Source organism: Amycolatopsis sp. NPDC059657, assembly GCF_042734395.1.
Lineage (GTDB): Bacteria > Actinomycetota > Actinomycetes > Mycobacteriales > Pseudonocardiaceae > Amycolatopsis.
In genome coordinates this window covers 1-25,592 of the sequence record NZ_JBHWEB010000072.1, presented here as the reverse complement: position 1 = coordinate 25,592, position 25,592 = coordinate 1, and the positions used below count along the sequence as shown (strand labels likewise).

General features: G+C 68.6%; 26 protein-coding genes and 1 riboswitch. Of the genes, 16 read left to right on the top strand and 10 right to left on the bottom strand.

Annotated features, from left to right (window positions below):
• Positions 1 to 2: 2 nt before the first annotated feature.
• Positions 3 to 482 carry a hypothetical protein gene (locus ACFV15_RS31380; RefSeq protein ID WP_378354803.1) on the bottom strand — a complete coding sequence of 160 codons (480 nt, stop codon included), beginning with the start codon at positions 480 to 482 and terminating at the stop codon, positions 3 to 5.
• 453 nt (positions 483 to 935) lie between these two features.
• On the opposite strand from ACFV15_RS31380, the gene ACFV15_RS31375 reads away from it, so the two are divergent.
• From ACFV15_RS31375 to ACFV15_RS31355, 5 genes are all read left to right on the top strand, one after another.
• On the top strand, positions 936 to 1,547 hold the full coding sequence (locus ACFV15_RS31375) for a CDP-alcohol phosphatidyltransferase family protein (RefSeq protein WP_378354802.1): 612 nt from the start codon (positions 936 to 938) through the stop codon (positions 1,545 to 1,547).
• Positions 1,548 to 1,596: 49 nt separating this feature from the next.
• Positions 1,597 to 1,977 carry a glycine cleavage system protein GcvH gene (gene gcvH, locus ACFV15_RS31370; RefSeq protein ID WP_378354800.1) on the top strand — a complete coding sequence of 127 codons (381 nt, stop codon included), beginning with the start codon at positions 1,597 to 1,599 and terminating at the stop codon, positions 1,975 to 1,977.
• Positions 1,978 to 2,113: 136 nt separating this feature from the next.
• A complete protein-coding gene (gene garA, locus ACFV15_RS31365; RefSeq protein WP_378354798.1) occupies positions 2,114 to 2,587 on the top strand; it encodes a glycogen accumulation regulator GarA in 474 nt (157 codons plus the stop codon).
• Positions 2,584 to 3,348, top strand: coding sequence for a MerR family transcriptional regulator (locus ACFV15_RS31360; RefSeq protein WP_378354797.1), 765 nt, complete (start codon positions 2,584 to 2,586; stop codon positions 3,346 to 3,348). Before garA ends, ACFV15_RS31360 begins: the two co-directional genes overlap by 4 nt.
• 228 nt (positions 3,349 to 3,576) lie before the next feature.
• The gene (locus ACFV15_RS31355) at positions 3,577 to 4,050 is read left to right on the top strand and encodes a bifunctional nuclease family protein (protein WP_091286322.1); all 474 of its coding nucleotides are present in this window, start codon (positions 3,577 to 3,579) and stop codon (positions 4,048 to 4,050) included.
• Between the two features lie 50 nt (positions 4,051 to 4,100).
• Here the strand turns inward: ACFV15_RS31355 and ACFV15_RS31350 are convergent, their stop codons facing one another.
• Entirely contained in the window at positions 4,101 to 4,724 is a 624-nt protein-coding gene (locus ACFV15_RS31350) for a TetR/AcrR family transcriptional regulator (RefSeq protein ID WP_378354795.1), read from the bottom strand.
• Between the two features lie 244 nt (positions 4,725 to 4,968).
• Between ACFV15_RS31350 and ACFV15_RS31345 the strand changes: the two genes are divergently transcribed.
• Both ACFV15_RS31345 and gcvP read left to right on the top strand, forming a co-directional pair.
• Positions 4,969 to 5,547 (top strand): MerR family transcriptional regulator, encoded by a 579-nt coding sequence (locus ACFV15_RS31345; RefSeq protein WP_378354793.1) that lies wholly within the window; start codon positions 4,969 to 4,971, stop codon positions 5,545 to 5,547.
• A gap of 33 nt (positions 5,548 to 5,580) precedes the next feature.
• Positions 5,581 to 5,680, top strand: a riboswitch (glycine riboswitch).
• 156 nt (positions 5,681 to 5,836) lie between these two features.
• Positions 5,837 to 8,719 (top strand): aminomethyl-transferring glycine dehydrogenase, encoded by a 2,883-nt coding sequence (gene gcvP, locus ACFV15_RS31340; RefSeq protein ID WP_378354791.1) that lies wholly within the window; start codon positions 5,837 to 5,839, stop codon positions 8,717 to 8,719.
• Between the two features lie 57 nt (positions 8,720 to 8,776).
• Here the strand turns inward: gcvP and ACFV15_RS31335 are convergent, their stop codons facing one another.
• Positions 8,777 to 9,130, bottom strand: a complete 354-nt coding sequence (locus ACFV15_RS31335; protein WP_378354789.1) for a nuclear transport factor 2 family protein — start codon at positions 9,128 to 9,130, stop codon at positions 8,777 to 8,779.
• Positions 9,131 to 9,243: 113 nt separating this feature from the next.
• Between ACFV15_RS31335 and ACFV15_RS31330 the strand changes: the two genes are divergently transcribed.
• Positions 9,244 to 10,044 (top strand): helix-turn-helix domain-containing protein, encoded by an 801-nt coding sequence (locus ACFV15_RS31330; protein ID WP_378354787.1) that lies wholly within the window; start codon positions 9,244 to 9,246, stop codon positions 10,042 to 10,044.
• A 28-nt stretch (positions 10,045 to 10,072) separates the two neighbouring features.
• Positions 10,073 to 10,903, top strand: a complete 831-nt coding sequence (locus ACFV15_RS31325; protein WP_378354785.1) for an aldo/keto reductase — start codon at positions 10,073 to 10,075, stop codon at positions 10,901 to 10,903.
• A 10-nt stretch (positions 10,904 to 10,913) separates the two neighbouring features.
• On the opposite strand, the gene ACFV15_RS31320 is transcribed toward ACFV15_RS31325, so the two are convergent.
• The 7 genes from ACFV15_RS31320 to ACFV15_RS31290 all read right to left on the bottom strand — a co-directional run bounded on the left by ACFV15_RS31320 (position 10,914) and on the right by ACFV15_RS31290 (position 17,711).
• A complete protein-coding gene (locus tag ACFV15_RS31320) occupies positions 10,914 to 11,606 on the bottom strand; it encodes a hypothetical protein (protein WP_378354783.1) in 693 nt (230 codons plus the stop codon).
• A 210-nt stretch (positions 11,607 to 11,816) separates the two neighbouring features.
• The gene (locus ACFV15_RS31315; protein ID WP_378354782.1) at positions 11,817 to 12,677 is read right to left on the bottom strand and encodes a 3-methyladenine DNA glycosylase; all 861 of its coding nucleotides are present in this window, start codon (positions 12,675 to 12,677) and stop codon (positions 11,817 to 11,819) included.
• Positions 12,674 to 13,717 (bottom strand): hemolysin family protein, encoded by a 1,044-nt coding sequence (locus ACFV15_RS31310; RefSeq protein ID WP_378354780.1) that lies wholly within the window; start codon positions 13,715 to 13,717, stop codon positions 12,674 to 12,676. The genes ACFV15_RS31315 and ACFV15_RS31310 overlap by 4 nt, the downstream gene beginning before the upstream one ends.
• Positions 13,714 to 15,054 (bottom strand): hemolysin family protein, encoded by a 1,341-nt coding sequence (locus tag ACFV15_RS31305; RefSeq protein WP_378354778.1) that lies wholly within the window; start codon positions 15,052 to 15,054, stop codon positions 13,714 to 13,716. Before ACFV15_RS31305 ends, ACFV15_RS31310 begins: the two co-directional genes overlap by 4 nt.
• Before the next feature lie 138 nt (positions 15,055 to 15,192).
• Positions 15,193 to 15,765 (bottom strand): TIGR03086 family metal-binding protein, encoded by a 573-nt coding sequence (locus ACFV15_RS31300; RefSeq protein WP_378354776.1) that lies wholly within the window; start codon positions 15,763 to 15,765, stop codon positions 15,193 to 15,195.
• A gap of 27 nt (positions 15,766 to 15,792) precedes the next feature.
• The gene (locus ACFV15_RS31295) at positions 15,793 to 16,389 is read right to left on the bottom strand and encodes a TetR/AcrR family transcriptional regulator (protein ID WP_378354774.1); all 597 of its coding nucleotides are present in this window, start codon (positions 16,387 to 16,389) and stop codon (positions 15,793 to 15,795) included.
• 128 nt (positions 16,390 to 16,517) lie between these two features.
• The gene (locus tag ACFV15_RS31290) at positions 16,518 to 17,711 is read right to left on the bottom strand and encodes a Glu/Leu/Phe/Val dehydrogenase (protein WP_378354772.1); all 1,194 of its coding nucleotides are present in this window, start codon (positions 17,709 to 17,711) and stop codon (positions 16,518 to 16,520) included.
• Positions 17,712 to 17,810: 99 nt separating this feature from the next.
• Between ACFV15_RS31290 and ACFV15_RS31285 the strand changes: the two genes are divergently transcribed.
• From ACFV15_RS31285 to ACFV15_RS31255, 7 genes are all read left to right on the top strand, one after another.
• The gene (locus tag ACFV15_RS31285; protein ID WP_378354770.1) at positions 17,811 to 18,719 is read left to right on the top strand and encodes a LysR family transcriptional regulator; all 909 of its coding nucleotides are present in this window, start codon (positions 17,811 to 17,813) and stop codon (positions 18,717 to 18,719) included.
• 127 nt (positions 18,720 to 18,846) lie between these two features.
• Positions 18,847 to 20,091, top strand: coding sequence for a glutamate-cysteine ligase family protein (locus ACFV15_RS31280; RefSeq protein WP_378354769.1), 1,245 nt, complete (start codon positions 18,847 to 18,849; stop codon positions 20,089 to 20,091).
• 12 nt (positions 20,092 to 20,103) lie between these two features.
• A complete protein-coding gene (gene egtB / locus ACFV15_RS31275) occupies positions 20,104 to 21,459 on the top strand; it encodes an ergothioneine biosynthesis protein EgtB (RefSeq protein WP_378354768.1) in 1,356 nt (451 codons plus the stop codon).
• Positions 21,460 to 21,462: 3 nt separating this feature from the next.
• Positions 21,463 to 22,230 carry an ergothioneine biosynthesis protein EgtC gene (gene egtC, locus ACFV15_RS31270; protein ID WP_378354766.1) on the top strand — a complete coding sequence of 256 codons (768 nt, stop codon included), beginning with the start codon at positions 21,463 to 21,465 and terminating at the stop codon, positions 22,228 to 22,230.
• Entirely contained in the window at positions 22,230 to 23,204 is a 975-nt protein-coding gene (gene egtD / locus ACFV15_RS31265; RefSeq protein ID WP_378354764.1) for an L-histidine N(alpha)-methyltransferase, read from the top strand. Before egtC ends, egtD begins: the two co-directional genes overlap by 1 nt.
• Positions 23,205 to 23,229: 25 nt before the next feature.
• A complete protein-coding gene (locus tag ACFV15_RS31260; protein ID WP_378354763.1) occupies positions 23,230 to 23,703 on the top strand; it encodes a nitroreductase family deazaflavin-dependent oxidoreductase in 474 nt (157 codons plus the stop codon).
• Positions 23,704 to 23,832: 129 nt separating this feature from the next.
• A complete protein-coding gene (locus ACFV15_RS31255; protein WP_378354761.1) occupies positions 23,833 to 25,461 on the top strand; it encodes an alpha/beta hydrolase in 1,629 nt (542 codons plus the stop codon).
• Positions 25,462 to 25,592 lie beyond the last annotated feature (131 nt).

The following is a 25,592-nucleotide window of genomic DNA, read 5'->3' as shown; positions in this document are numbered from 1 at the left end:
ACTTACTCGGTGGGGACGACCGCGGCGAGCACGGTCGCGTTGTCCTTGCTGCAGGTGGTGCCGCCCTGCGCGGCGGGCGCGCCGGACACGCAGAGCCAGCCGTCGACCGTGTCGCTGACCGGCTCGTTCGACTCGGCCGTCTGCTTGCCCGCGATCTTGCGCTGGAACCGCTCGACGATCTTCTTGCCGGTCGCGCAGTCGACGCCGCCAGCCTGCCCGCCGAGCACCTGCAGGGTCAGCCCGCTGGCGGCGGCCACGGTGCCGCAGGTGCCGTCGGCGGGCGGCGCGGTCGTCTTGGGTGGCTTCGCCGCGGGCGCGCTCGTCTCCGAGGGGATGGGCGGCAGCGACGGCGGGGAAGAAGCGGAGGTTGTCACCGGCGCGGGAACGAGGGACGGAGCAGGCGCCGGTGCGGGATCGCCGGAGCAGCCCGTCGCGAGCGCGGCCAGCGCGAGGCACGCCAGAACGGCGCGTCCGTGCGTCATGCCACCCTCCCGCGTGGTGTGAACCGAAGACGACGAGGGTACCCGGTGGGCCGGAGGAGCCGCTCGCCGCGGTGACCTCCGGCGACACCGGCCAAGAGTCCACTGTGGACTGTCGACTGGGTGAATCGCGTTGTCCTAAAGGGTGAAATCCGCGCGCCGGGGCTAACGATCCGGCCACGGCTGCCGACAAGGAAGGTGAGTAACCCGCCGTCCCCGACCCGTGAGAGCCATGAGTAACTCCGAAGTCCCCGCCGCAGACAACCCGCCTACAGACCCTTGCTCCGTCGTGTGGAGCCACGGCCGCCCTTTCGTGCTCGAGGCGCCGTCCGGCCGCCCGCGCTGGGTCGGCACCGACAATCGCGGCAGGCCGCAGGCCCTCACCCGCGCTGAGCTGGCCCGCAGGGGCTGGAGCCACCGCCGCGCGAGCTGATGCCGGGACACTAGGCTGAGCGGGTGAGCACCACCCCTGAAGAGCCGTCACTGCTTCGGCAGGCGTTCAACGTCCCGAATCTGCTCTCCATCCTGCGCCTCGCGCTCGTCCCCGTCTTCCTCTGGCTCCTGCTGGGGCCTGAGGAAGACGGCTGGGCGCTCGCGGTGCTCATGTTCAGCGCGCTGACCGACTGGCTGGACGGCAAGCTCGCCCGCTGGCTCAACCAGATGAGCAGGCTGGGCCAGCTGCTGGACCCGGCCGCCGATCGGCTGTTCATCCTCGCGACCCTCGTCGCCTTCCTGATCCGCGACATCGTCCCGTGGTGGGTGGTGGCCCCGCTGGTGCTGCGCGAGGCCGTGCTCGCCGTCTGCGTGCTGGTGCTGCGCCGCAACGGCTTCGCGCCGCCCGAGGTCACGTACATCGGCAAGGGTGCGACGTTCGTGCTCATGTACGCCTTCCCCTTCCTGCTGTTGACCACCGGCGCCTCGGATCTGGCCGCCTTCTGCCGCCCGATCGCGTACGCCTTCACCACCTGGGGTGGCGTGCTCTACGTCTGGTCCGGCGCCCTCTACGTCATCCAGTGCGCGCGGGCCGTGCGCGGCGACGGGGATCGGGATGCGCCCGCCGTGGCGTAGGTGAGAGACTCCGCGCCAGCCGTTGTCAGAGCACGAAAGGGGAGCGGCTTTGACCACTCCAGAAGAACTCCGCTACACCGAAGAACACGAGTGGGTCGCGACCCGCGGCGAGACCGTGCGCGTCGGCATCACCGAGTACGCGCAGGATCAGCTCGGCGACGTGGTCTTCGTCGACCTGCCCGAGGTCGGCAGGCAGGTGAGCGCCGGTGACGCGTTCGGCGAGGTGGAGTCCACCAAGAGCGTCTCCGAGCTGTTCGCGCCGCTGGACGGCGAGATCGTCGCGGTCAACGACGGCGTCGCCGACCAGCCCGAGCTGATCAACAGCGATCCTTATGGCGAGGGCTGGCTCATCGAGATCAAACTCGATGACCCGACGAGTGTCGACAGTCTCCTGGAAGCCGAGGCCTACCAGGCGTTGACCAAGCAGTAGCGGCCGATCTTGCCTGGCTGGGAGGCCGCGGGTCCGGTTGGGGGAGCCGCGGCAGCCCTGATCGATCAGGCACGGTACGTTTGCACACACACGTTCTTTTGAGGCAAAGCAACATCAGCTGGTGAGGAGAGCTCAGGTGAGCACGAACGACGGACCCGGCGTTCCCCCGGAGTCTTCTCCGGAGCGGACGTCTGTCTTCCGCGCAGACTTCCTGGCCGATGTCGAGGGTCAGCAGGCGGCGGCGCAGCCTGCCCCCGCGACGCAGGATGCCGGTCTGGACGCGCTCCGCGCGAACCAGGCACTGCTCGTCGTGAAGCGTGGCCCGAATGCGGGCTCGCGTTTCCTGCTCGACGTGGACACCACGAGCGCGGGACGGCACCCGGACAGCGACATCTTCCTCGACGACGTCACGGTTTCCCGCCGCCACGCCGAGTTCCGGCGTGAGGGTGGCGAGTTCGTGGTGATCGACGTCGGCAGCCTGAACGGCACCTACGTCAACCGCGAGCCGGTCGACCAGGCCGTGCTGACCGGCGGCGACGAGGTCCAGATCGGCAAGTTCCGCCTGGTCTTCCTGACCGGCTCCGGCACCGGGGGTCAGGGGGCGCAGTGACGGCGGCCGGGCGGCCACAGCGCGATGGGTTGAGCATCGGGGCCGTGCTGGCGCAGCTGCGCTCAGACTTCCCCGATGTCACCATCTCCAAAATCCGGTTCCTGGAGTCCGAGGGTCTGGTCCAGCCGGGCCGGACCCCGTCGGGTTACCGGCAGTTCGCCGCGGCGGACGTGGAGCGCCTGCGCTTTGTGCTGTCCGCGCAGCGGGATCACTATCTGCCGCTGAAGGTCATCAAGGAGCAGCTGGACGCGGCCGATCGCGGAAACGCGGAGGCCGCGTCCCTCACGTCCGGTCCGCGTCCGCCACGCAAACTCGTCTCGCTCGACCTGAGCGGGAACGAGGATTTCGGCGCACGCATGCCGGGGCCGGACGATTTCGCCACCGAGCGGGAGATCCGGCTGACGCAGGAGGAACTGCTCTCACAGGCTGGGATCGACCTGGCCATGCTCGCGGAACTACAGCAGTTCGGCCTGATTCGTCCCGGCGCGGCCGGTTTCTTCGACCCGGACGCGGTACTGGTCGCGAAGACCGTCAAGGCGATGACCGAATTCGGTATCGAGCCGAGGCATCTGCGCGCGTTCCGGGCTTCCGCTGACCGGGAAGTCGGGCTGCTGGAACAGATCGTGACCCCGGTGTATCGCCACCGTGACGCCGACGCGAAGGCACGCGCGGACGAGATGGTCAAGGAGCTGGCCGCACTCTCGGTGGCGCTGCACACGCTGCTGGTCAAAGCCGGCATACGAGGCGTCACCGGCGGCTGAACAGCGCGCGGAGTGTCAATTCCGCATGCCTGTTGTCACGCCCTATGTCAATGGCTGAATATGCGGCTGGCAATGCCGTACGGTTATACCCAGGTTTGCGTAGCGTGAACCCACCGATGGTCAGGACGACGAGCACAGCGCCGCCAAGACGGGTAGCGTCGACGGAGTCGAGGCTTGCCGCTCAAGGAAGCGCTGAAGCCCGTGTGCAGGAGAGGGAGGCGAGGCCCGATGAGCGAAATGCGCGTCGTCGGAGTGCGGGTCGAACTGCCCGCGAATCAGCCGATCTTGTTGCTGCGGGAGACCGAAGGCGAGCGGTACCTGCCGATCTGGATCGGCTCGGTCGAAGCCACCGCGATCGCCTTGGAGCAACAGGGAGTCCGCCCCGCCCGCCCGCTCACCCATGACCTGCTCAAAGAGGTCATCGGTGCGCTCGGCAGGGAACTGGAACAGGTCGTCATCACCGACCTCCGCGAAGGCACCTTCTTCGCGGAGCTGGTGTTCGACGGCGACATCCGGGTTTCGGCCCGCCCCAGCGACTCGGTGGCCCTGGCGTTGCGGATCGGCGTGCCGATCCACGCGGAGGACTCCGTGCTCGAAGAGGCAGGCCTGATCATCCCGGACGAGCAAGAGGACGAGGTGGAGAAGTTCCGCGAGTTCCTCGACTCCGTGTCCCCTGAAGACTTCCGAGGCGCGGACACCTGAGCCGCACTCACATCGCGTAAGGCCCCTGGCACCTGGCGTGCCGGGGGCCTTCACGCTTGCGTGGCCTTGACGAACAGGTCGCCTAGCTCCTTGGCGTAGGCGTCGTAGTCGATGGCCGGGTCCGCGGCGGCTGCGGCGGCGACCCCGTCGATGGCCTGCGCGATCGACATCGCCATCACCTTCGGGTTGAACGCCCCGAACGCGCCTTCGTTCTGGCCTTGTACCAACTGCCGTTCGATCCGGCCGGTCCGCAGCTGCTCGATCATCGGGCCGGTCATGAACCAGCCGTCCTCGTCATCGCTGTTCGCGGCGAGCTCGGTGAGCACACGGACGAACTGCGGGTGCGAGCGCAGGAACTCGATCTCGGTGTCGATGTAGGCGCGCAGCAGTTCGGACCGGTCCTTGAGGTCGGCGACGCGGTCGGCCAGGAACTGCTCCTTCGGCGCGATGGCCGAGGTGAGCACGTTCTGCATGAGCCCGGCCTTGTTGGTGAAGTGGTAGGTGATGATGCGGGTGCTCGACAGGCCGGCCCGCTCCTTGATCTTGGCGAAGGAGGTCTTGCGGTAACCGAGCTCGGCGATCGTCGCGATGGTGGCGCTGATGATCTGCGCGCGGCGTGCCTGTTCGGTAACGGAGAGGCCTAGCTCCGGTTGCGTCTCGGGTGTTATCTGCATGAGTAAAAATTAACACGACCGAGTAACCGAGGCAACCGGGTAGCAAAGTCTCAATGTAAGCTTGAGGTCTCCGCGCGTCGCGTTGACCGGCCCCGGTCGGCGGCTTACCGTCAAAGGCGGTAAATCGCCACGATGTGATTCGACACCTGGGGACTGTCGTGGCGTGTTGCCGTACCGAGCGTCCCGATCATGGGGATACTCGGCGTGTTCGCCGGCCGCCAGGTCGGGCGAGGGGAGGCATACTGTGGTCGAGGCTGGTCAGCACTCCGCATCGGAGCCGAGCCAGGTCGCCGAGCAGGGTGAGTTGTTCCCGGATGCCTCGTTGCCGGATGAGCTGGTGGGCTACCGCGGTCCGGCCGCGTGCCAGATCGCCGGTATCACCTACCGTCAGCTCGACTACTGGGCGCGCACGAAGCTGGTCGCGCCGAGCATCCGCACCGCGCACGGGTCCGGTTCGCAGCGGCTCTACTCCTTCAAGGACGTCCTGGTCTTGAAGGTGGTCAAGCGGCTGCTGGACACCGGTGTCTCGCTGCAGAACATCCGGGTCGCCGTCGACCACCTGAGCGTTCGCGGGGTCCGTGACCTCGCCAAGGTCACGCTGTTCTCCGACGGGACCACGGTGTACGAGTGCACCTCGCCCGAGGAGATCGTTGATTTACTGCAGGGCGGGCAGGGCGTCTTCGGTATCGCCGTCAGCGGCGCGATGCAGGAGATCAGCGGCACCATCCACGAGTTCCCCGCCGAGCGGGCCGACGGCGGTGTCATCGAGACCATGACCCCCGACGAGCTCACCCAGCGACGCAACGCCCGCCGCACGGGGTGATCACGCGCAGGGTAGGCTCTCGTTCGTAGTCGCCGACCCCACGCGGGAGAGCCCGGGTCAGAACACTGAGCCCGGCGCCGAAGGAGCAAGTCCTCCCCGGAACCTCTCAGGCACAAAGGACCGCGTGGGTCAGACGCCTCTGGAAAGTGGATTGCCCGGGTATCTCCGGGTAACCCCGCCGACGGTGCAAGCCCGGCTCAACCTCGGGTGAAACTCTCAGGCGTCCTCGAAGGACACGGACAGAGTGGGGAGGGCCAACCGGCCCTTTCCCCGCCGTCCGGAGGTCGTTATGGCCCGTATCTCGTTGTCCGAGCTCGAGCAGGGAACCCCGTTCGCGGACCGGCACATCGGGCCACGCCCCGAAGAACTAGCCCGCATCCTCGAAGTCATCGGCGTCGGCTCGCTCGACGACCTCGCCGAGCGTGCGGTGCCCGCGTCTCTGCGTGACCCGGCCCCGGAGATGCATCTTCCCGAGCCCGCTTCCGAAGCGCAGGCACTGGCCGAACTTCGTGCGCTCGCCGCGTCGAACCGGCCCATGATCCAGATGATCGGGCTCGGCTACCACGACACGATCACCCCGCCGGTCATCCGCCGCAACGTGCTCGAGAGCCCGGCCTGGTACACGGCCTACACGCCGTATCAGCCGGAGATCTCGCAAGGCCGCCTCGAAGCGCTGCTCAACTTCCAGACCATGGTCGCCGACCTGACCGGCCTGCCGATCGCCAACGCCTCCATGCTCGACGAGGCGACCGCCGCGGCCGAGGCCATGACACTGGTGCGCCGCGCGGGCAAGTCGAAGTCGGTCAAGTTCGTCGTCGACGAGGACACGCTGCCGCAGACCATCGAGGTCGTGCGCACCCGTGCCGAGCCGCTCGGCATCGAGATCGTGCTCGCCGACCTGTCGCAGGGCATCCAGGGATTGGGCCTCGGCGGCGACTTCTTCGGGATCCTGCTGTCCTACCCGGGTGCCTCGGGCGCGGTGCGTGACCACGAGCGGGTCATCGAGGAGGCGCACGCCTGCGGTGCCTCGGTGGTCGTCGCGGCCGACCCGCTCGCGCTGACGCTGCTGCGCCCGCCCGGTGAGATCGGCGCGGACGTCGTCATCGGGTCGACGCAGCGGTTCGGCGTGCCGATGGGCTTCGGTGGTCCGCACGCCGCGTATATGGCGGTGCGCAAGGGTTTCGAGCGGCAGTTGCCCGGTCGCCTGGTGGGCGTTTCGGTCGACGCCGATGGCGCGCCCGCGTACCGGCTCGCGTTGCAGACGCGGGAACAGCACATCCGCCGTGAGAAGGCGACCTCGAACATCTGCACCGCGCAGGTGTTGCTCGCGGTGATCGCGTCGATGTACGCGGTGTACCACGGTCCCGAAGGCCTGCGGACGATCGCGTTGCGCGCGCACCGGATGGCGACCGTGCTCGCGGGCGGGCTCACCGAGTCCGGAATCGATGTGTTGCACGGGGAATTCTTCGACACCGTCACCGCGGTGGTGCCGGGCCGGGCTTCGGCGATCGTCGCGACGGCGCGGGAGCTGGGCGTCAACCTGCGGCTCGTCGACGGTGACCACGTCGGCATCGCCTGCGACGAGACGACGACCCGTGAGCATCTTTCGCTGGTGTGGAAGGCTTTCGGGGTCGCGGTGTCCGATGTGGACGCTCTCGACGCCGACACGGCCGACGGCCTGCACCCGGAACTCGCGCGCACCTCGTCGTTCCTGACGCACCCGGTGTTCAGCACGCACCGCTCGGAAACGGCGCTGCTGCGCTACCTGCGCACGTTGTCGGACAAGGACGTCGCGCTCGACCGGAGCATGATCCCGCTGGGCTCGTGCACGATGAAGCTCAACGCCGCGGCCGAGATGGAACCCATCACCTGGCCCGAATTCGCCGGCCTGCACCCGTTCGCGCCCGCCGAGGACGCGAGCGGGCTGCTGAAGATCGTGTCCGATCTGGAGGACTGGCTCGCCCAGATCACCGGCTACGACGCGGTTTCCTTGCAGCCCAACGCGGGCAGTCAGGGTGAGTTCGCCGGTCTGCTGGCGATCCGCGCGTATCACCGCTCACGCGGGCAGAGCGCGCGTGACGTCTGCCTGATCCCGTCGAGCGCGCACGGCACCAACGCGGCGAGCGCGGTGATGGCGGGCATGCGCGTCGCGGTGGTCCGCTGTGATGACCAGGGCAACATCGACCTCGATCACCTCAAGGCCTCGGTTCTCGAGCACGCGGACGATCTCGCGGCGATCATGATCACCTACCCGTCGACGCACGGCGTGTACGAGGACACCGTGCGCGAGGTGTGCGGGCTGGTGCACGACGCGGGCGGTCAGGTCTATGTGGACGGTGCGAACCTCAACGCGCTGATCGGCCTCGCCCAGTACGGGAAATTCGGCTCGGACGTCTCGCATTTGAATCTGCACAAGACCTTCTGCATCCCGCACGGCGGCGGCGGACCGGGCGTCGGCCCGATCGGCGTCCGCTCGCACCTGGCCCCGTTCCTGCCGAACCACCCGCTCCAGCCGCTGGCCGGACCGGCGACGGGTGTCGGCCCGATCAGCGCGGCGCCGTGGGGGAGCGCGTCGATCCTGCCGATTTCCTGGGCCTACGTCCGCATGATGGGCGCCGACGGCCTCCGCAAGGCGACTTTGACGGCCGTCGCGAGTGCCAACTACATCGCGCGGCGGTTGAATGAGCATTTCCCGGTGCTGTACTCGGGCCACGACGGCCTCGTCGCGCACGAGTGCATCCTCGATCTCCGTGCGATCACCAAGCAGACCGGCGTCACGGTCGACGACGTCGCCAAGCGCCTCGCCGACTACGGCCTGCACGCGCCCACGATGTCGTTCCCGGTCGCGGGCACCCTGATGGTCGAGCCGACCGAGAGCGAAGACCTCGCGGAGCTGGATCGCTTCTGCGAAGCCATGATCTCCATCCGCCGCGAGATCGACCACGTCGCCGCGGGCGAGTGGCCACTCGAAGACAGCCCCCTCCGCAACGCCCCGCACACCGCCCGCTGCGTCTCCGGCGAATGGAACCGCGCCTACTCCCGCGAGGTGGCCGTCTTCCCTGCCGGCCTCACCGCGACCAAGATCTGGCCACCCGTGCGCCGCATCGACGGCGCCTCAGGTGACCGCAACCTCGTCTGCTCCTGCCCACCGCTTGAGGCCTTCGCTGAGTAGCGGGGGTCGTGAGTGTTTATGCCGGTTAGAACCGGCGTAAACACTCACGACCCTGGGTTAGGCGGGGACTTTGTCGAGGAAGCCGCCGACCGCGCTGATGCGGCCGTCGGTGACCACGACCACGTCGAAGCCGATGACCAGTGGTTCCGTGGCGCCGGGGGCGCCGAGGTGCCACTGGAAACGGGCCAGGTTGTGGTGGGCGTCGGGCTCCGCGGGCAGGGTGAAGACGAGGCCGGCGAACTGGGCCTGGGCGCCCGCGATGAAGGTGTCGATGCCGTCGTGGCCGCGGACCGCGCCGAGCGGGTCGGTGTAGGAGGCGTCCTCGGTGAACGTGTCCGCGATGAGGGCGCGGCGGCGGGCCGGGTCGGTCTCGTTCCAGACGGCGAGGTAGCGGTCGGCGATGTCGGACATGGTGTGAACCCCTTTCGGTTTGTGTTGGCACAACCTTGACCGGGAGACCCGCCGCCCGTCGATTACGCGAGAGGTAATGGCGACCGCACCGCGAAATCCGTAGCGTCGCCAAGGTGACTACTGCGACGCGTCAGCGACCCGTGGGCCAGCTCCTGCGTGAATGGCGTGACCGCCGCCGCATCAGCCAGCTCGACCTGGCCATCGAGGCGGAGATTTCGACCAGGCACCTGAGTTTCGTCGAGACCGGGCGCTCACAGCCGAGCCGCGAGATGGTGCTCAAGCTCGGCGAACACCTGGACGTGCCGCTCAGGGAACGCAACCATCTCCTGCTCGCCGCCGGTTACGCGCCCGCGTACGCCGAGACCGGGCTCGCGGACCCTGAGATGGCCGTCGCCCGCCAAGCCGTGCGACAGCTGCTCACCAGCCACGAGCCGTATCCCGCCGCGGTGGTCGACCGGCACTGGAACCTGATCGAGGCCAACGCCAGCATCGGGATCATGGTCGAGAACGTCGACCCGGCACTGCTCACCAACGTCCTGCGCGCGACGCTGCATCCGGACGGCATGGCGCCGCACATCGTCAATCTGGGGGAGTGGCGGGCACATCTGCTGGGACGGCTGCGCAGGCAGGTCGCGCAGACCGCGGACCCGGTGCTCACGGAGCTGCTCGACGAACTCCGCGGCTACCCGTGCGACCAGCCGGTGCCCGAGGTCGAGATCCCGGCGCCCGGCGACATCATCATCCCGCTGCGGATGCGCCATCAGGGCACCGAGCTGACCTTCTTCTCCACGGTCGCGACCTTCGGCACGCCACTGGACATCACGCTGGCCGAGCTGGTGATCGAGTCCTTCTTCCCTGCCGACACGCCGACGGCTGAGTATCTGCGGCGGGGATGGCAGGATACGCGGGGGTAGAGGAATCCGACGCAGAGGACGCCACGCCATGGCCGACGTGCCCACCATCCGCCTCAACAACGACGTCAAGATCCCCCAGCTCGGGTTCGGTGTCTGGCAGGTGCCCGCCGACGGCACGGCCAAGGTCGTCACCACCGCGCTGGAAGCCGGATACCGCAGCATCGACACCGCCGCCATGTACCAGAACGAAGCCGGTGTCGGCGAGGCGATCCGCGCCTCGGGGATCCCGCGCGACGAGCTGTTCGTCACCACGAAACTGTGGAACGCCCACCACGGCTACGACAAGGCGCTCAAGGCTTTCGACACGAGCCTGGCCGCGCTCGGGCTCGAGCAGATCGACCTGTACCTGATCCACTGGCCGCTGCCCCGGCGTGGCAGCGCGGGTGAGACCTACCGCGCGCTCGAGACTATTTACCGCGACGGCCGGGCACGCGCCATCGGCGTCTCGAACTTCACCGCGGCGCACCTGCGGTCGTTGTTCGAGGAGACGGAGATCGTGCCGGCGGTCAACCAGGTCGAGCTGCACCCCGCGCTGCAGCAGGTGCCGTTGCGCGAGTTCCATGCCGAGCACGGCATCGTCACCGAGGCGTGGAGCCCGCTCGCGAAAGGCTCGCTGCTGGGCGAAGAAGCCATCACAGGGCTCGCGTCCAAGTACGGCAAGAGCCCCGCGCAGATCGTGCTGCGCTGGCACCTTCAGCTCGGGAACGTGGCCATCCCGAAGTCGGTGACGCCGTCGCGGATCGCGGAGAACATCGACGTCTTCGACTTCGAGCTGGCCGACGACGACATGATGGTCATCGCGGAGCTGGACAACGGCACCAGGACCGGGCCCGACCCGGACACCTTCGACTACGCCTAGAGAACGGGGCCTAGGTGCCCTTGATGCCGGCGCCGGTGAAGTCCTTCTGCTGGTCCGGCTGCTTGAGGAAGTCACGGAAGGCCTGAGCGGCGCGCTTCTGGGTGTCGTCGACGCTGCTGTCGCCCAGCCCGACGTACGGGTAGTCGGCCGACATGGCGTTGGCCACCGACAGCGGCGGCGCGCTGACCAGTTCCGGCTTCTTGGACTGCAGCTCGCCGACCCAGAACGAGGACTCGGGGATCCAGGCGGTGGGCAGCCCGCCGATCTTGTCCATCGGCGCGTCACCGGTGAGCGAGGCGAGCACTTCGGAGGACTTGAACGGGTAGACGTCGACGTGGACGCAGTGGTCGCGGACGACCGTCTTGGCCTTGTTCCACTTCGCGGCGGCGAGCGCGACGGGCTTCTCGATCGACTGCGTGGTGATCACGCGGATGTTCGAGTTACCGGCGTCACAGCTGACGGCTTGTGCTTCGGCGCGGCTGTTGGACATGCTGTCCAGCCAGTTCCAGCCCGCGATGCCGAGGCCGATGAGCAGGACGAGCACGATACAGGCGATGGGCCACTTGGCCATCCGGCGGCGCGGCGCCTTCTTGCCGACGATGCGATGGGAGCCGGTGCTTTCGCCGCTTCCGGCCTGTGCACGACGGGCGGGCGGGTCGAGGGGGTGAGGCAGCGGTTCCTCGGCCAGGGTGTGACGCCCCATCGTTATCCTTTCGCTACCGGTCCATGCGCTCTGTAGGCGCAATCAAAACGTTATCACTCTAACAGGTGTATTCAAGGGGGGAAATGCAATGACGCACAGTTGTAGCACGGGGCGTCAACGCGCCCAAGGTGTGAACTTTCCTTAGCTCGGGTAACGATAGGCGCGGCGTGACGTGCCCCTCACGCTGCGGGGTCGATGAATACGCGGAATTCAGAAAAGAATGGTCAATTTCGCGCAGGTTTCGGAAATTCCTTCGCGCAATGGTGCCGCGCGGCGCGCGAATTCCGCCTGGCTATGGGCATACTCACGGCGTCCGTCCGCCGTCTCGATGCGGACCGGTGGGTACCCGTGGTCCGCCAGGTCGTACGGACTGGCACGCATGTCCAATTCCCGGATTTCCGCCGCCAGCTCGAAACAGTCGCCGAGCAGCTCCGACGGCACGAACGGATCGAGCTTCGCCGCCCACTTGTACAGATCCATGTTCGCGTGCAGGCAGCCGGGCTGCTCGAAGTCGGCCTGGGTCTCCCTGGTCGGCTGCAGCTCGTTGCGCGGGCGAGCCTCCGGCGTGAAGAACCGGAACGCGTCGAAATGCCCGCACCGCACACCCATCGACTCGACCACCTCGTCGGTGCCGGGTGAGCCGAGTCTCAGTGGCAGCTGGGCGTGCCGGAGCTCACTCGCGGGCTGCCGGTAGACCATCGCCCACTCGTGCAGCCCGAAACAGCTGAGCCGCGGCGCGCGCGACGCGGTCGCCTTCAGCAGTGCGCCGATGTAGGTCACCGTCCGCTGGGACGCGGCCGACGGGTCGACCGCGATCCCGCCCGGCACCTCGTGATAGCCCTTGCGGTCGAGGAACCGGCGTGCGTCCGGTCCCTCCAGCACCACGCCGAGTCCCGGGCTCCACCGCTCGAGATGTGACGGCTTGTGCGAGTAGTAGGTGAACAGGAAGTCCAGCACCGGGTGCTTTTCCTGCCGCGCACGCCGCTGCGTGTGCGGCACCGTCCAGCGCCGCATCCGCTCGGCGTGCGCTTCCTCGCGGGGACGCCATTCGGTCTCGGTCAACACGGTCATGCCCGCACGTGCGTCCCATCGCGCACGGTGCCGACGTACTCCTCGACCAGATCTTCCAGCGCCACCACGCCGATCGCCTTGCCGTCGGCGTCGAGCGCGCGGGCGAGGTGACTGCCTTCCTTGCGCATCGCCGAAAGCGCGACGTCGAGCCGCGCGTCGGCGGGCAGCTCGGTGAGCGCACGCGTCTTCGTCGCGGGGATGGTGCTCGACGGGTCTTCGCCGGCCTGGTCGAGCACGTCCTTTACGTGGAGATAGCCGATCAGTTCACCGGTCTCGGCACGCAGCGGGAAACGCGAGAAGCCGGTCGAGGACACGATCGCCTCGACTTCGCCGAGTGTCGGCGTGCTCGGCAGCGTCTTCAGCTCGGCCGTCGGCACGAGCACGTCGGCGACGGTCTTGCGCACCGACGACAGCGTCTGGGTCAAGCGCTGGTGTTCGGACTGTTCCAGCAGGCCTTCGCGACGCGACTCACTGAGCAGCTCGGCGAGTTCCGCTGAGGTGTAAGCGGTTTCGAGCTCGTCCTTGGGTTCCACCTTGACCAGCCGCAGTGCCGAGTTGGCGACGAAGTTCAGCAGCCAGATGAACGGGTTCGCCAGCTTCACCCACGCCACGTGCAGCGGCACCAGCCACAGCGCGAGCCGTTCTGGCTCGGCGATCGCGAGGTTCTTCGGCACCATCTCGCCGATCAGCACGTGCGCGATGGTGATGAACGCCAGCGCGATCGCGAACGAGATCGCGTGCCGCAGCACCTCGGGCACGCCGAACAGGTCGAAGAACACGGCCAGCCGGTGCGCGATCGCCGGTTCGCCGAGACGGCCGAGCAGCAGCGAGCAGATGGTGATGCCGAGCTGCGCGCCCGCGAGCATCAGCGAGACGTTCTTCGACGCGTTGATGACCGTGCGCGCGCGGGTCTTTCCCTGTTCCAGCAACGCTTCCAGCCGGTCGCGGCGCGAGGAGATGAGACTGAACTCGGCGCCGACGAAGAAGGCGTTCAACAGCAGCAGCACGACCACGAGGAAGATCGAGAACCAGTCGCTCATCGGACCAGCTCCTGATCGGCCTGGGTGAGTTCGAGCGAGCGCACGTTGACCTCGGCGATGCGCAGCCGGTCCATGGTGGTCACGGTGAGCCGCCAGCCGTCCACATCGGTCCACTCACCCTCGGCCGGGATCTTGCCGAGGCGTTCGAGGATGAGCCCCGCGATGGTCTCGTAGTCGCCGTCCGGCATGTGGAAGCCGGTGACGTCGGTGATCTCGTCGGCGCGCAGCTGTCCGGACACCATCCAGCTGTCGGTGCCGAGTCGTTGCGCCGCAGGGGTTTCGTGCTCGTCGTGCTCGTCGCGGACGTCGCCGATGATCTCCTCGACGACGTCTTCGAGCGTGACCAGCCCCGCCGTGCCGCCGTACTCGTCGACGACGATGGCGAGCTGGAAACGCGAGTCGCGCAGGCGGTTGAGCAGCGAGTCGCCCGGCAGCGACTCCGGCACCGTCGGCACCGGGCGCATGACCGAGCCGACGCGGACCGTGTCGCGCTCGGAGCCCGCCACCGTGAACGCCTGCTTGATGTGGACCGCGCCCTGCACGTCGTCGAGGTCCTCGGAGTAGACGGGGAAACGGGAGAAGCCGGTCTCGCGGGACAGCGCGATGAGCTCGTTGATGGACTGGTCCACCGTGAGCGATTCGAGCTGGACGCGAGGGGTCATCAGTTCTTCCGCGGTCCGCTCGCCGAAGCGCAGCGACTTGTCGAGCAACTCCGCCGTCGACGTGTCGAGCGTGCCGCTCTCCGCGCTGGAGCGCACGATCGAGCCGAGTTCCTGCGGCGAACGGGCCGAGCGCAGTTCCTCCTGCGGCTCGACGCCGAACTTGCGCACCAGGAAGTTCGCGCTGTTGTTCATGATCGTGATCAGCCAGCGGAACAGCGACGAGAACCGCGAGTGGTACCCGGCGACCGCGCGGGCGGTCTGCAGCGGGCGCGCGATCGCGAGGTTCTTCGGGATCATCTCGCCGAGCAGCATCGACAGTGAGGTCGCCAGCAGCAGCGCCACCGCGAGCGAGAGCCCGGACGCGACCGCGTCGGACAGGCCGACCGCGGTCAGCAGCGGGCGCAGCAGCTCGCCGATCAGCGGTTCCGCGAGATAACCGGTGATCAGCGTGGTGAGCGTGATCGCCACCTGCGCGCCGGAGAGCTGGAACGACAGGCTCTGATGGGCCTTCTGCACGGCGATCGCCCGCTTGTCGCCGACCTGGCGGACGTTGGCGTCCACAGTCGAGCGCTCGAGCGCGGTCAGCGAGAACTCAGCGGCGACGGCGAGGCCGGTGCCGATGGTCAGCAGCAGGAAGAAGAGGACACCCAGAACGGCGAGAAGGACGTCCATCATCGTCGCCCGCTGGGGGAGAAGCCGGGTTCGCCACCCGGCTCGATACTGTCACCAGGTGACTGCGCGTCGCGCACGAAAAGAGTCACTCCTCAAGAAGATGGTCGCGGCGTCGCCAATCTTACCGGGTGACCAGCGGTTCTACGCGCGGTATGGCCTTCGTCCCAATAACGCGACCAGCCGGGTGGGCGCGTCGGCGGTACGGGAGACGGCGACCGGCGGGTCGAAAATGCCGAGTCCCTGCCACTCGTCGAGCTGCGGGCGCAGGACTTCCAGCAGCTCGGCGGCCACAAACGGGTCGATCGGGTTCGGCCTCCCGATGGCCGTCGCGAGGTCCCACGCGTGCACCGCGAGATCGATGGTCATCTGCCAGCCGTAGTCGGAGCACTCGATCAGCCCGCTCGACACCTGCACGTTCCGGGTCAGCACGCCGGGCTCGTGGAAGGCCTCGCGCGCGGCGGCGGCCGCCTGCTCCCAGGTCTTGAGCGGATCGTCGCCGAGCACGTCGCCGTCGAACCGGTCACCGACGTCGTCCATGGTCGCGCCCGCGAGCAGGTGCGGCACCCACAGCTGCTCGGCGGTCAGGTGATTGACCAGGTCACGCACGGTCCACTCACGGCACGGCGTCGGCAGCCGCCATGCCTCGGTGCCGACCTCGCGCAGGACCCGGTCGAACGAGTCCATCGCGGCGGCGTGCGCTTCGAGAAGAGCCACCAGGACAGTTCACCATGATCGGGGTCGCTATGCCGGACGGATCTGCGCGTTCACGCGATGCCGCCGCACCGACTCCTCGACCAGGTCGAGCACGGGGCCGAGGTTGTCGGCGGGCAGTCCCATGGCCAGATGCGAGACCAGCCCTTCGAGCACGAGCTCCAGGAAACTGGTCAGCACGGCGACGTCGACGTCATCACGCAGGTTGCCTGCCTCGCGCTGCCGGAGCAGCCGCTGGCGGGTGGCGGCGGTGAGCTGCTGCGACCGCTCGGCCCACCGCGCCCGGAACTCGGGATCGGTCCGCAGCCGCCGCGACACCTCCAGCCGGGTGCCGAGCCAGTCGGCGGGATGATCGCTGCCCTCGGCCAGCAGATCGCGCATGACCTGCACGAGGCCCTGCTCGGCGACGACATCGGCCATCCGGACGGCGTCATCCTCGGCGAGCGCGAGGAACAGCGACTCCTTGTCGCGGAAGTGGTGGAAGATCGCGCCGCGCGAGAGCCCGGTCGCCTCCTCCAGCCTGCGCACGGTGGCGCCCTCGTATCCGAAGCGAGCGAAACACACGCGGGAGCCATCGAGGATCTGGCGCCGTCGTGCGTCGAGGTGATCCTGGCTCACTCGTGGCATCCTTAGTTCTTAACACCGCGAGCCCCGACTTAGCAATCCGTACGTACGGTTTGTTGCACTCGGCCGAACGTAATGAACGCCGCTTTCACAACGTTGAGCGTTGTGGAAGCGGCGTTCGTTACGTCGCGCTAGGGGATGGTGAGCACGGCCGCCGTCTCGGGCGACGCCGCCGTCTGGACCCGGTTGTCCGTCGCCAGCCGCCAGCCGGTGACACGGGGCGGGATGCGGTCGAGCGACCACGCGCTCAGCAGCAAAGCCACCTTGGACTGCATCTCGGTGCGCAGGCGCTGGAAGGAGTCGGCGGGGTCGGCGCCGACCTCGCCGAGCAGAAGCCACCAGGCCCAGGCGGCCGCGCCCGCGTTGGCGACGAAGTCCGGGATCACCGGGATGCCGCGGGCCGTGAGCAAGTCCTCCGCTTCGGGGGTGGTCGCCGCGTTGGCGGCTTCGATGACCACGCGGGCCGCCACCGAGCCCTGGTTGCCAGTGGTGATCGCGTACGAGATCGCCGCCGGGACGAACAGGTCGGCCTCGATCGACAGGACCGCGTCGCGGGGGAGCCGGGTCACCTCGGCCGGGACCTGGGAGCGGTCGATCTCGCCGAAACCGTCGCGGAGTTCGAGCAAGGCCGGGATGTCTAGGCCGTCCGGGTGAAACAGCGTGCCGGCCGCGTCGGCGACGGCGACCACCTTCATGCCTGCCTCGTGCAGATAGAAGGCCGCGCCGCCGCCCATGGTGCCGATGCCCTGGATCGCGACGGTCGTCGCCGCGCACTCCTGCTCCCACGCCGCCGAGACGCCGAGGCAGGCTTGGGCGACGCCGTAGCCGCCGACGACGTCGCCGAGCAGAAGGCCGCCGGGGACGGGGGCGTTGAGTCCCGCTTGGACCCGGCGCAGTGTCCGTGCGGGATCCGCCGAACGGCTGATCGCCGCGTGATACGACTGCTCGAGGCCGAGCCGGGCGAACACGTCGTCGATGAGGTGCTGGGGGACGCCGAGATCCTCCGCGGTCACCCAGTGCGCGTCGAGCCATGGCCGGAAGAAGGCGCAGAACCGCTCCAGCACCTCGACGGCGCGGGGGTCCTTGGGATCGAAGTCGATGCCGCCCTTGGCACCGCCGACAGGAAGATTGAACGTCGCGGTCTTGTTGGCCATGCCGCGAGCCAGATCCTCGACCTCGCTCAGCGTGCAGCCCGCGCGCATCCGCGTCCCGCCGGTCGCCACACCGGACACCAGTGAATGGATGACCAGGTAGCCGTGCGCGCCGGTCACCGGGTCGATCCACGTGGTCCTGGCCAGCGGCTCGGATTCCTGCCTTCTCAACATGTCCACCCTTCGTCGCTTTCCCGCCTGCCACCAGCGTGCGGCCGGGGTGGCGCGCGCGTCCAGTTAACGAAAGTGCACGAAGTTGTTTAGGGTTTCTGCATGGAGCTTTCGCTGCACCGCTTGCGGATGCTCCGGGAGCTGCATCGCAGGGGCACCGTCACGGCCGCCGCGGTGGCGTTGCACTACACGGCTTCCGCGGTGTCCCAGCAGCTCGCCCAGCTCGAGCGTGACGTCGGGGCGAAGCTGTTCGAACGGCTCGGCAGGCGCGTCCAGCTGACCGAGCTCGGCCGCCTGCTGACCGAACACGCCGAGGAGATACTCGGTTCGGTCGAACGGGCGACGCACGCGCTGGAGGAGGCGCAGGAGCCGCTCACCGTCAAGCTGACCGCGGGCGTCTGGGCCTCGGTCGCGTCAGGGCTGCTGCCGTCCGCGCTGACGACGCTGGCGGACGAGCATCCAGGGATCCAGGTCCGTACCAGGGAACTCGCGCCGGAGGACACCGCCGACGCCGTCCGCGACGGCGCGCTGGACCTGTCGTTCGTGCTCGACTACAGCGACGCGCCGACCCGCTGGGATCCCGGGCTGGAGCGGGTCGTCATCGCGGTCGAACGGCTGCACGCCGCGGTGCCGATCGGGTCGGTGCCCTCCGGTGCGGCCGCGCTGGCCGATCTCGCCGAGCACCCGTGGATACTCGCCAGCCCGAAGAGTCATTTCGGCAAGGCCGTGCGGGTCGCCTGCGCGCGCCACGGGTTCGAGCCGAAGATCAACCACGAGGTCGAGGAGCAGTTCACCGCGATGGCCATGGTGGCGTCGGGACTCGGCGTCACGCTCGTGTCGGATCTCGGGCTGACACTGCGCCCTCCGGGTATAGATGTGGTGCCGCTGACCACCCCGCTGCTGCGCACCGTCTCCATCGCCTACCGCACGAAAGCCTCACGCCGGCCCGCGTTGAACCTGGTCATCGAGGCCGTGCGCGGCGCGGCCGCCGAGCTGGGTTTGGCCGTCTAGCCCGGTTCGTGGGTTCTTACGGTCCGCGTACCCGTGCGGGGCGCCGCCGAGCCGAGTGCTGCGAATTGTCGTACCCCGCGTGTAGCGTCCGAAGGAGGTTTCCCACTCATCGGATGGCGGTGAAAACATGACGGCGGTACGTGAATTCCCGGAGAAATCCGGGAGTGCGGTGAACCGCACGGCCAGGGTGCTGGCGGACAGGGCCGCGGGCGAGGCGTATGTCGCTTCGGTCTGTTTCAAGCACGGGCCACCCAGGCTGCTCGGCGTCGAACTCGAGTACACGGTCCACTATGCGGACGATCCACGAAGACCACTGAGCCCGGATGACCTGGCAGCCGCGCTCGGGCAGCACACCCCCAGGACGCTCCGCCCCGAAAGTCCCGCGATCCCGTTGCCGGGCGGCTCGCCGATGAGCCTCGAACCCGGCCTGCAGGTAGAGATCTCCGCCCAGCCCCAGTCTTCACTGAGCGCGCTGGCCGAGGTGGTCTCGGCAGACCTGGCCCGACTATCCGAACTTCTCGCCCGCCGCGGCCTGCGGCTGGGCGAATCCGGCATCGACGCACATCGCGAACCCGTCCGGCGCCTGCGCACGGAGCGCTACGCGGCCATGGAGCGCCGCTTCGCCCCGATCGGCACCGGCGGCGTCACGATGATGGCGGGCACCGCGGGCCTGCAGATCTGCGTCGACGCAGGCGAGGAAGCCCAGCTGGCCAAGCGCTGGGCTGCCGTGCACGCGCTCGGCCCGCCGCTGCTCGCGCTGTTCGCGAACTCCCGCGTGCACGCGGGCCGCGACACCGGCTGCGCTTCGGCGCGCTGGCTCGCGGTGATGAGCACCGAGCCGGTGCGCACCCAGACCACCGGGTCCACTTCGGACCCGCCGTCGACCTGGGCGAAGAGGCTGCTCGACACGCCGCTCATGGTGCTGCCGCGCGAAGACGCGCCATGGGACGCGCCGAACGGCCTGAGCTTCGCCGACTGGATCGACGGCCGCGGCGCCGGCGCGTTGCTGCCGAAGCCGACCGAGGCCGACCTGGCGTACCACCTGAGCACGATGTTCACCCCGGTCCGCCCACAGGGCTACCTCGAGGTCCGCTATCTCGACGCGCAGCCCGGTGCCGGCTGGCTTCCGCCGGTCGCGCTGTTCGCCGCGCTGCTGGCCGACGAGTCCACAGTGGACATGGTGCTCGACCTCTGCGCACCGGTGCTGGACCAGTGGGAGACCGCCGCGAGGTTCGGCCTCGCGGACGCCGGAATCGCCGCGGTGGCGAGGAAGGTGGCCGATCTCGGCTGCGCCTCGCTCAACCGCACCGACCTTCCACATCCGGCGATCACCGAGATCGCCGACGCCGTGCAGAAACGTGCTGGCGCTTAGGAGACTTCCGCAATGACCACAGTAGAAGAGAACCCGCTCCGTGAACTATCGCCGCAGGACCTGCGCGCGCACGCCGCCGAGGCGCTCACGCGTGCCAGGGCCCGCAGCCTGGTGCTGACCGACGTCGACGACGAAACCCTGACCCGGCAGCACTCGAAACTGATGTCCCCGCTGGTGTGGGACCTCGCGCACATCGGCAGCCAGGAGGAACTCTGGCTGGTCCGCGACGTCGGCGGCCGTGAGCCGGTGCGCGGCGACCTCGACGAGATCTACGACGCGTTCCTGCATGCCCGCGCGGACCGGCCGTCGCTGCCGATGCTCGGGCCGGAGGACGCACGCGGCTATGTCCTTGAGGTGCGCGAGAAGTCGTTGGAAATACTGGAAAAAGTGCCGCTGAACGGGCGCAGGCTGCTGGAGGACGCGTTCGCCTTCGGCATGATCACCCAGCACGAGCAGCAGCACGGCGAAACCATGCTGGCCACTCATCAGCTCCGCCAGGGCGACCCGGTGCTGCACGCGCCGAATCCGCCGAAGAGCGCCGGGCTGCCGGCCTCCGAGGTCCTGGTTCCGGGCGGGCCGTTCCTGATGGGCACGTCGGCCGAGCCATGGGCGCTGGACAACGAACGTCCCGCGCACGAAACCATGGTCGAGCCTTTCTTCATCGACACCACCCCGGTCACGAACGGCGCGTACACCGAGTTCCTCGAGTCGGGTGGCTACGACGACCCGCAGTGGTGGAGTGAGCCGGGCTGGGCGTATCGCGAGGAGCACGGCATCATCGCGCCCCGGTTCTGGAGGCGGGAGATCGACGGCTGGTGGCGCACGAGATTCGGCGTCTACGAGCGTGTGCCCGCCGCCGAGCCGGTCGTGCACGTGTCGTTCCATGAGGCCGAGGCGTACGCGAAATGGGCGGGCAGGCGGCTGCCGACCGAGCCGGAGTGGGAGAAGGCCGCCAGGTTCGACCCGGTCAGCGGCCGGTCACGCCGGTTCCCGTGGGGCGACGACGAGCCGCGCGAAGAACACGCCAACCTGGGGCAGCGGCACCTGCGGCCCGCCGAGGTGGGCGCGTATCCGGCCGGTGCGTCGCCGCTGGGCGTGCACCAGCTGATCGGTGACGTCTGGGAGTGGACCAGCAGTGACTTCCACGGTTACCCGGGCTTCGCGGCATTCCCCTATCGGGAGTACTCGGAAGTGTTCTTCGGACCGGAATACAAGGTTCTGCGCGGTGGTTCCTTCGGTACGGACGCGGCGGCGATCCGGGGCACCTTCCGCAACTGGGACTACCCGATCCGGCGGCAGATCTTCTCCGGCTTCCGCTGCGCCAGGGACGCCGGACCAGGGGAAAGCAGCCCAGGGGAAAGCAGCTGAGCCATGTGCAGGCATTTGGGGTACCTCGGGCCGCCGTGTGCGCCGGGCGAAACGATCTTCACGGCGCCGCATTCGCTGCTGCGCCAGTCCTACGCGCCCGCGGACATGCGCGGCGGCGGCACGGTCAACGCCGACGGCTTCGGGCTCGGCTGGTACGCGGAGTCCGGCGAGACGCTGCGGTACCGGCGGATGAATCCACTGTGGGCGGACGAATCGCTGCCCGCGCTGGCACAGTCCTTGCGCACCAACGCTTTCGTCGCCGCGGTGCGCAACGGCACCACCGGCATGCCGGTGACCGAGGCCGCGTGCAGCCCGTTCACCGACGGCAGGTGGCTGTTCAGCCACAATGGACTCGTCACCGGCTGGCCTGCCTCGATGGCCCCGCTGGCGGAGAAACTGCCGGTCACGGACCTCTTCACGGTCGAGGCGCCGACCGACTCGGCGTTGCTGTGGACGTTGCTGCGTGACCGGCTGCGTGACGGCGCCGACCCGTTCGAGGCGGTCACCGGGCTGGTGCTCGCCGTCGAAGCGGCGGCGCCGGGGTCCCGGCTGAACTTCCTGCTCACCGACGGGCAGCAGCTCATCGCCACCGCGTGGACGCATTCGCTGTCCCTGCTGCGGCAAGGCGACGCCGTGTACGTCGCCTCCGAACCGTTCGACGGGAATCCCGGCTGGACCCCGGTACCCGAGCGACACGCCGTGCGCGCCGATCGCGCGTCGGCGGAGATGATCCAGATCGGCCAAGAACCAGATCGGAGTGCTCGACCCTGATGACCGAAGCCGACCTCGAAGTGCACCACAGTGCCGAGTCCGCGGCGGGCGCACTGCGCGCCGACGTCCGCGAAGGACTGACGGCCGCCCAGAAGTGGTTGCCGGCCAAGTGGTTCTACGACGCACGTGGCAGCGAGCTGTTCGAAGCGATCACCGCGCTGCCCGAGTACTACCCGACCAGAGCCGAACGGGAGATCCTGCGCCGCGAGGCAGGCGAGATCGCCCGCCTGACCGCCGCGCACACGCTGGTCGAGCTGGGCTCCGGCTCCAGCGAGAAGACCAGGCTGCTGCTCGACGCGCTGACCGAGCACGGCACGCTCGAAAGCTTCGTCCCGCTGGACGTCTCGGCGTCCGCGCTCGCCGAGGCGACCACCGCCATCGCGGCCGACTACCCGAAGCTCGAGGTGCGCGGTGTCGTCGGCGACTTCACCCAGCACCTGGACTTGCTGCCGGGTGAACAGCCACGCGTGGTCGCCTTCCTCGGTGGCACGATCGGCAACTTCCTCCCGGCCGAGCGCGCGAAGTTCCTGAGCTCCGTGCGCGAAGTGCTGGCGCCGGGGGAGTGGCTGCTGCTCGGCACCGACCTCGTCAAGGATCCGGCGACGCTCGAACGCGCCTACGACGACGCGGCCGGGGTCACCGCCGACTTCAACCGCAACGTGCTGCGCGTGATCAACGCCCAGCTCGGCGCCGACTTCGACCCCGACGCCTTCGCCCACGAGTCGCACTGGGACGCCGAGGCCGAGTGGGTCGAAATGCGGCTGCGTGCCCGCGAGGCCGTCACCGTGCGGATACCCGGGGCCGACCTCGAGGTCCCGTTCGCGGCGGGCGAGTACATCCGCACCGAGATCTCCGCGAAGTTCCGGCGGGCGCGTGCCGAGGCCGAGCTGGCGGCGGCCGGGTTCGAGCTCGACCACTGGTGGACCGACGGCGAGGAGCGCTTCGGCCTGAGCCTGGCCCGCTCGATCGGCTGACGCCCGGTCGCGGAAGGATGAGGTGGTGCGTAACCCTCTTGTGGCAGTGGCGCGGGCGCTGGGGACCAGGCCGTGGCTGATGAGCCTGGCCCCTGGGATCATCTGGGCCGACCAGAAGCTGCACCGGGCCTCGTCCGGCCGCTTCAGCCTGGTCGCGATGGCCGGGCTGCCGTCGCTGCGGCTCACCACCACGGGCCGCAAGTCCGGCCTCGCCAGGAGCAACAACCTGCTGTACTTCCCCGACGGTGACGGGTTCGTGCTGACCGGCTCGAACTGGGGCAAGCCGAGCGACCCGGCGTGGACGTTCAACCTGCGCACCAAGCCTGAGGCGACGATCGCGATCAAGGGCCGCGAGATCGCGGTCGTCGCCCATGAGCTCACCGGCGACGAGTACGACGTGATGTGGCAGCGGCTGCTCGACTTCTGGCCCGGTTACGCCATGGAGCGTACGGCCGCGGGCAGGCGGTTACCGATTTTCTCACTCTCCCGGTCCATTTGACGGGTTTGCTCCATCCTTTCGGCCGGTGACGGCGGTCACCCGACTGTGGAAGGGTCGGAGCCTGTGACTCACCGTGACCGACGGTGGCCTGTGGGAGGAGAAGTCTTGCCGAGATCCACGAGGAGGCCGGTGCGGGTATTCGCGCTGGTGGGGGCGCTCGTAGCCGGGACGGTGCTGGCGGGAGCGACGGCGGCCGGAGCGACGGAAGACGGCGGGAAGGTCTTCCCCGCGCCCGTCGGTGCCACGCCGCCGGTGAAGTGGGGGATTCCCTGCCCGGCAGGGACGCTGAACGGGGTGCCCGCCGACAAGCTGAAGGAATACAGCTGCGGCAGCTACCGCATGCCGATCGACCATGACAACGCGTACCTGGGCACCATCGACATCGGGCTGCTCAAGCACTCGGCGAACACCCCGGACAAGAAGATCGGGTCGCTGTTCCTCAACCCCGGTGGTCCCGGTGGCGCCGGCCGCCGCATGGCCATCTCGGGGACGCGGTTCCTGCAGCCGTCGGTCGTCGACAAGTTCGACCTGATCGGCTTCGACCCGCGCGGCGTCGGCATCAGCAACCCGCTGAAGTGCTTCACCACGCAGGAGGACGCCGACGAGGTGTTCGGCGCGCAGATCGCCGTGCCGATCACCCGTGCCGAGATCTCCGGCACGCTCGCCGCGTACCGGGACTACGGCCAGTTCTGCAAGAACAACGCGGGCGCGCTGCTCAACCACATGTCCACCAAGGACGTGGTGCGTGACCTCGACGTGCTGCGCGCCGCTGTGGGCGACCAGAAGCTGACCTACGTCGGCTTCTCGTACGGCACCCTGATCGGGTCGACCTACGCCGCGATGTTCCCGAAGCAGTCCCGCGCGATCGTGATCGACGGCAACGTCGACCCGCAGCTGCGCACCTCGGACGGCGTCCAGTACGACCGCGAGCGGGCCACCGGCTTCGAGATCGCGCTCGACGCGTTCCTCAAGCGCTGCCAGCAGGTCGGCAAGAACTGCGCGTTCAGCGCGGGCCAGCCGCGCGAGAAGTTCGACCAGCTCCGCACCTACCTGAGGTCGAAGCCGATCACCGGGCCGGACGGCAAGCCGTACGACATCAACAAGTTCACCAACGCGGTCTCGGGTGCGCTGTACGACCCCGCGGCGTTCAGCGGTCTCGCTTCCGACCTGCAGCTGTTCTACAACACCGCCTTCCCGGCCGGCGCGCAGGCGCAGTCGATGGCGGCGCCGGAGCTGAAGGTGCTGAACAGCGGCGCCACCGGCCGTCACGACGGGCGCGGCGACTCGCCGTACACCGGTGACGACTCGTACTTCGGCGTGAACTGCCTCGACAAGCAGTTCAAGGGTGTCAAGCAGGAGAGCGTGCCCGCGATCGCCGCGAAGTGGGAGCAGGAGTCGCCCACCTTCGGCCGTTACCAGGCGTTCTCGGACACCGCGGGCTGCCCCGTGTGGCCCGCCAAGAAGCCGGACGTCTACCGCGGCCCGTGGCGCGTCGAGACCGACACACCGGTACTGGTCATCGGCAACTACTACGACCCGGCGACGCAGTACAAGTTCGCGCAGCGGATGACCACGGAGCTGGGCAACGCCCGTCTCCTGACGGTCGACGCGTTCGGTCACTGCATCCTCGGTGACGCGCTCGGCGTGGACAAGGCCACCGCCGAGTACCTGGTCGACCTCAAGGTGCCCGCCGCCGGTCAGGTCTTCCAGCCGAACGTCCAGCCGTTCCCGGCCGCCGCGGCCGCAGACCAGAGCTAGTCCGCTCGGCCCGGGATAAAGCCTGCTTTATCCCGGCCAAGCATTCTTGGGTCGTGAGTGTTTGGGCCCGGGTAGTGCGGCGGGGGCACACAACCCCCCGTGGGGTTTTGTGGGGGGGGGTGTTTAAACGA

Bases quoted from the DNA above. Each gene is read 5' to 3' on its own strand.
- ACFV15_RS31320 (WP_378354783.1), bottom strand. From the start codon at position 11,606: ATGGGGCGTCACACCCTGGCCGAGGAACCGCTGCCTCACCCCCTCGAC.
- ACFV15_RS31285 (WP_378354770.1), top strand. From the start codon at position 17,811: ATGGAGCTTTCGCTGCACCGCTTGCGGATGCTCCGGGAGCTGCATCGC.
- ACFV15_RS31310 (WP_378354780.1), bottom strand. From the start codon at position 13,717: ATGAGCGACTGGTTCTCGATCTTCCTCGTGGTCGTGCTGCTGCTGTTG.
- ACFV15_RS31290 (WP_378354772.1), bottom strand. From the start codon at position 17,711: ATGTTGAGAAGGCAGGAATCCGAGCCGCTGGCCAGGACCACGTGGATC.
- ACFV15_RS31305 (WP_378354778.1), bottom strand. From the start codon at position 15,054: ATGATGGACGTCCTTCTCGCCGTTCTGGGTGTCCTCTTCTTCCTGCTG.
- ACFV15_RS31295 (WP_378354774.1), bottom strand. From the start codon at position 16,389: ATGCCACGAGTGAGCCAGGATCACCTCGACGCACGACGGCGCCAGATC.
- egtD (WP_378354764.1), top strand. From the start codon at position 22,230: ATGACCGAAGCCGACCTCGAAGTGCACCACAGTGCCGAGTCCGCGGCG.
- ACFV15_RS31355 (WP_091286322.1), top strand. From the start codon at position 3,577: ATGAGCGAAATGCGCGTCGTCGGAGTGCGGGTCGAACTGCCCGCGAAT.
- ACFV15_RS31335 (WP_378354789.1), bottom strand. From the start codon at position 9,130: ATGTCCGACATCGCCGACCGCTACCTCGCCGTCTGGAACGAGACCGAC.
- ACFV15_RS31380 (WP_378354803.1), bottom strand. From the start codon at position 482: ATGACGCACGGACGCGCCGTTCTGGCGTGCCTCGCGCTGGCCGCGCTC.
- egtB (WP_378354768.1), top strand. From the start codon at position 20,104: ATGACCACAGTAGAAGAGAACCCGCTCCGTGAACTATCGCCGCAGGAC.
- ACFV15_RS31280 (WP_378354769.1), top strand. From the start codon at position 18,847: ATGACGGCGGTACGTGAATTCCCGGAGAAATCCGGGAGTGCGGTGAAC.
- ACFV15_RS31315 (WP_378354782.1), bottom strand. From the start codon at position 12,677: ATGACCGTGTTGACCGAGACCGAATGGCGTCCCCGCGAGGAAGCGCAC.
- ACFV15_RS31350 (WP_378354795.1), bottom strand. From the start codon at position 4,724: ATGCAGATAACACCCGAGACGCAACCGGAGCTAGGCCTCTCCGTTACC.
- egtC (WP_378354766.1), top strand. From the start codon at position 21,463: ATGTGCAGGCATTTGGGGTACCTCGGGCCGCCGTGTGCGCCGGGCGAA.
- gcvP (WP_378354791.1), top strand. From the start codon at position 5,837: ATGGCCCGTATCTCGTTGTCCGAGCTCGAGCAGGGAACCCCGTTCGCG.
- ACFV15_RS31325 (WP_378354785.1), top strand. From the start codon at position 10,073: ATGGCCGACGTGCCCACCATCCGCCTCAACAACGACGTCAAGATCCCC.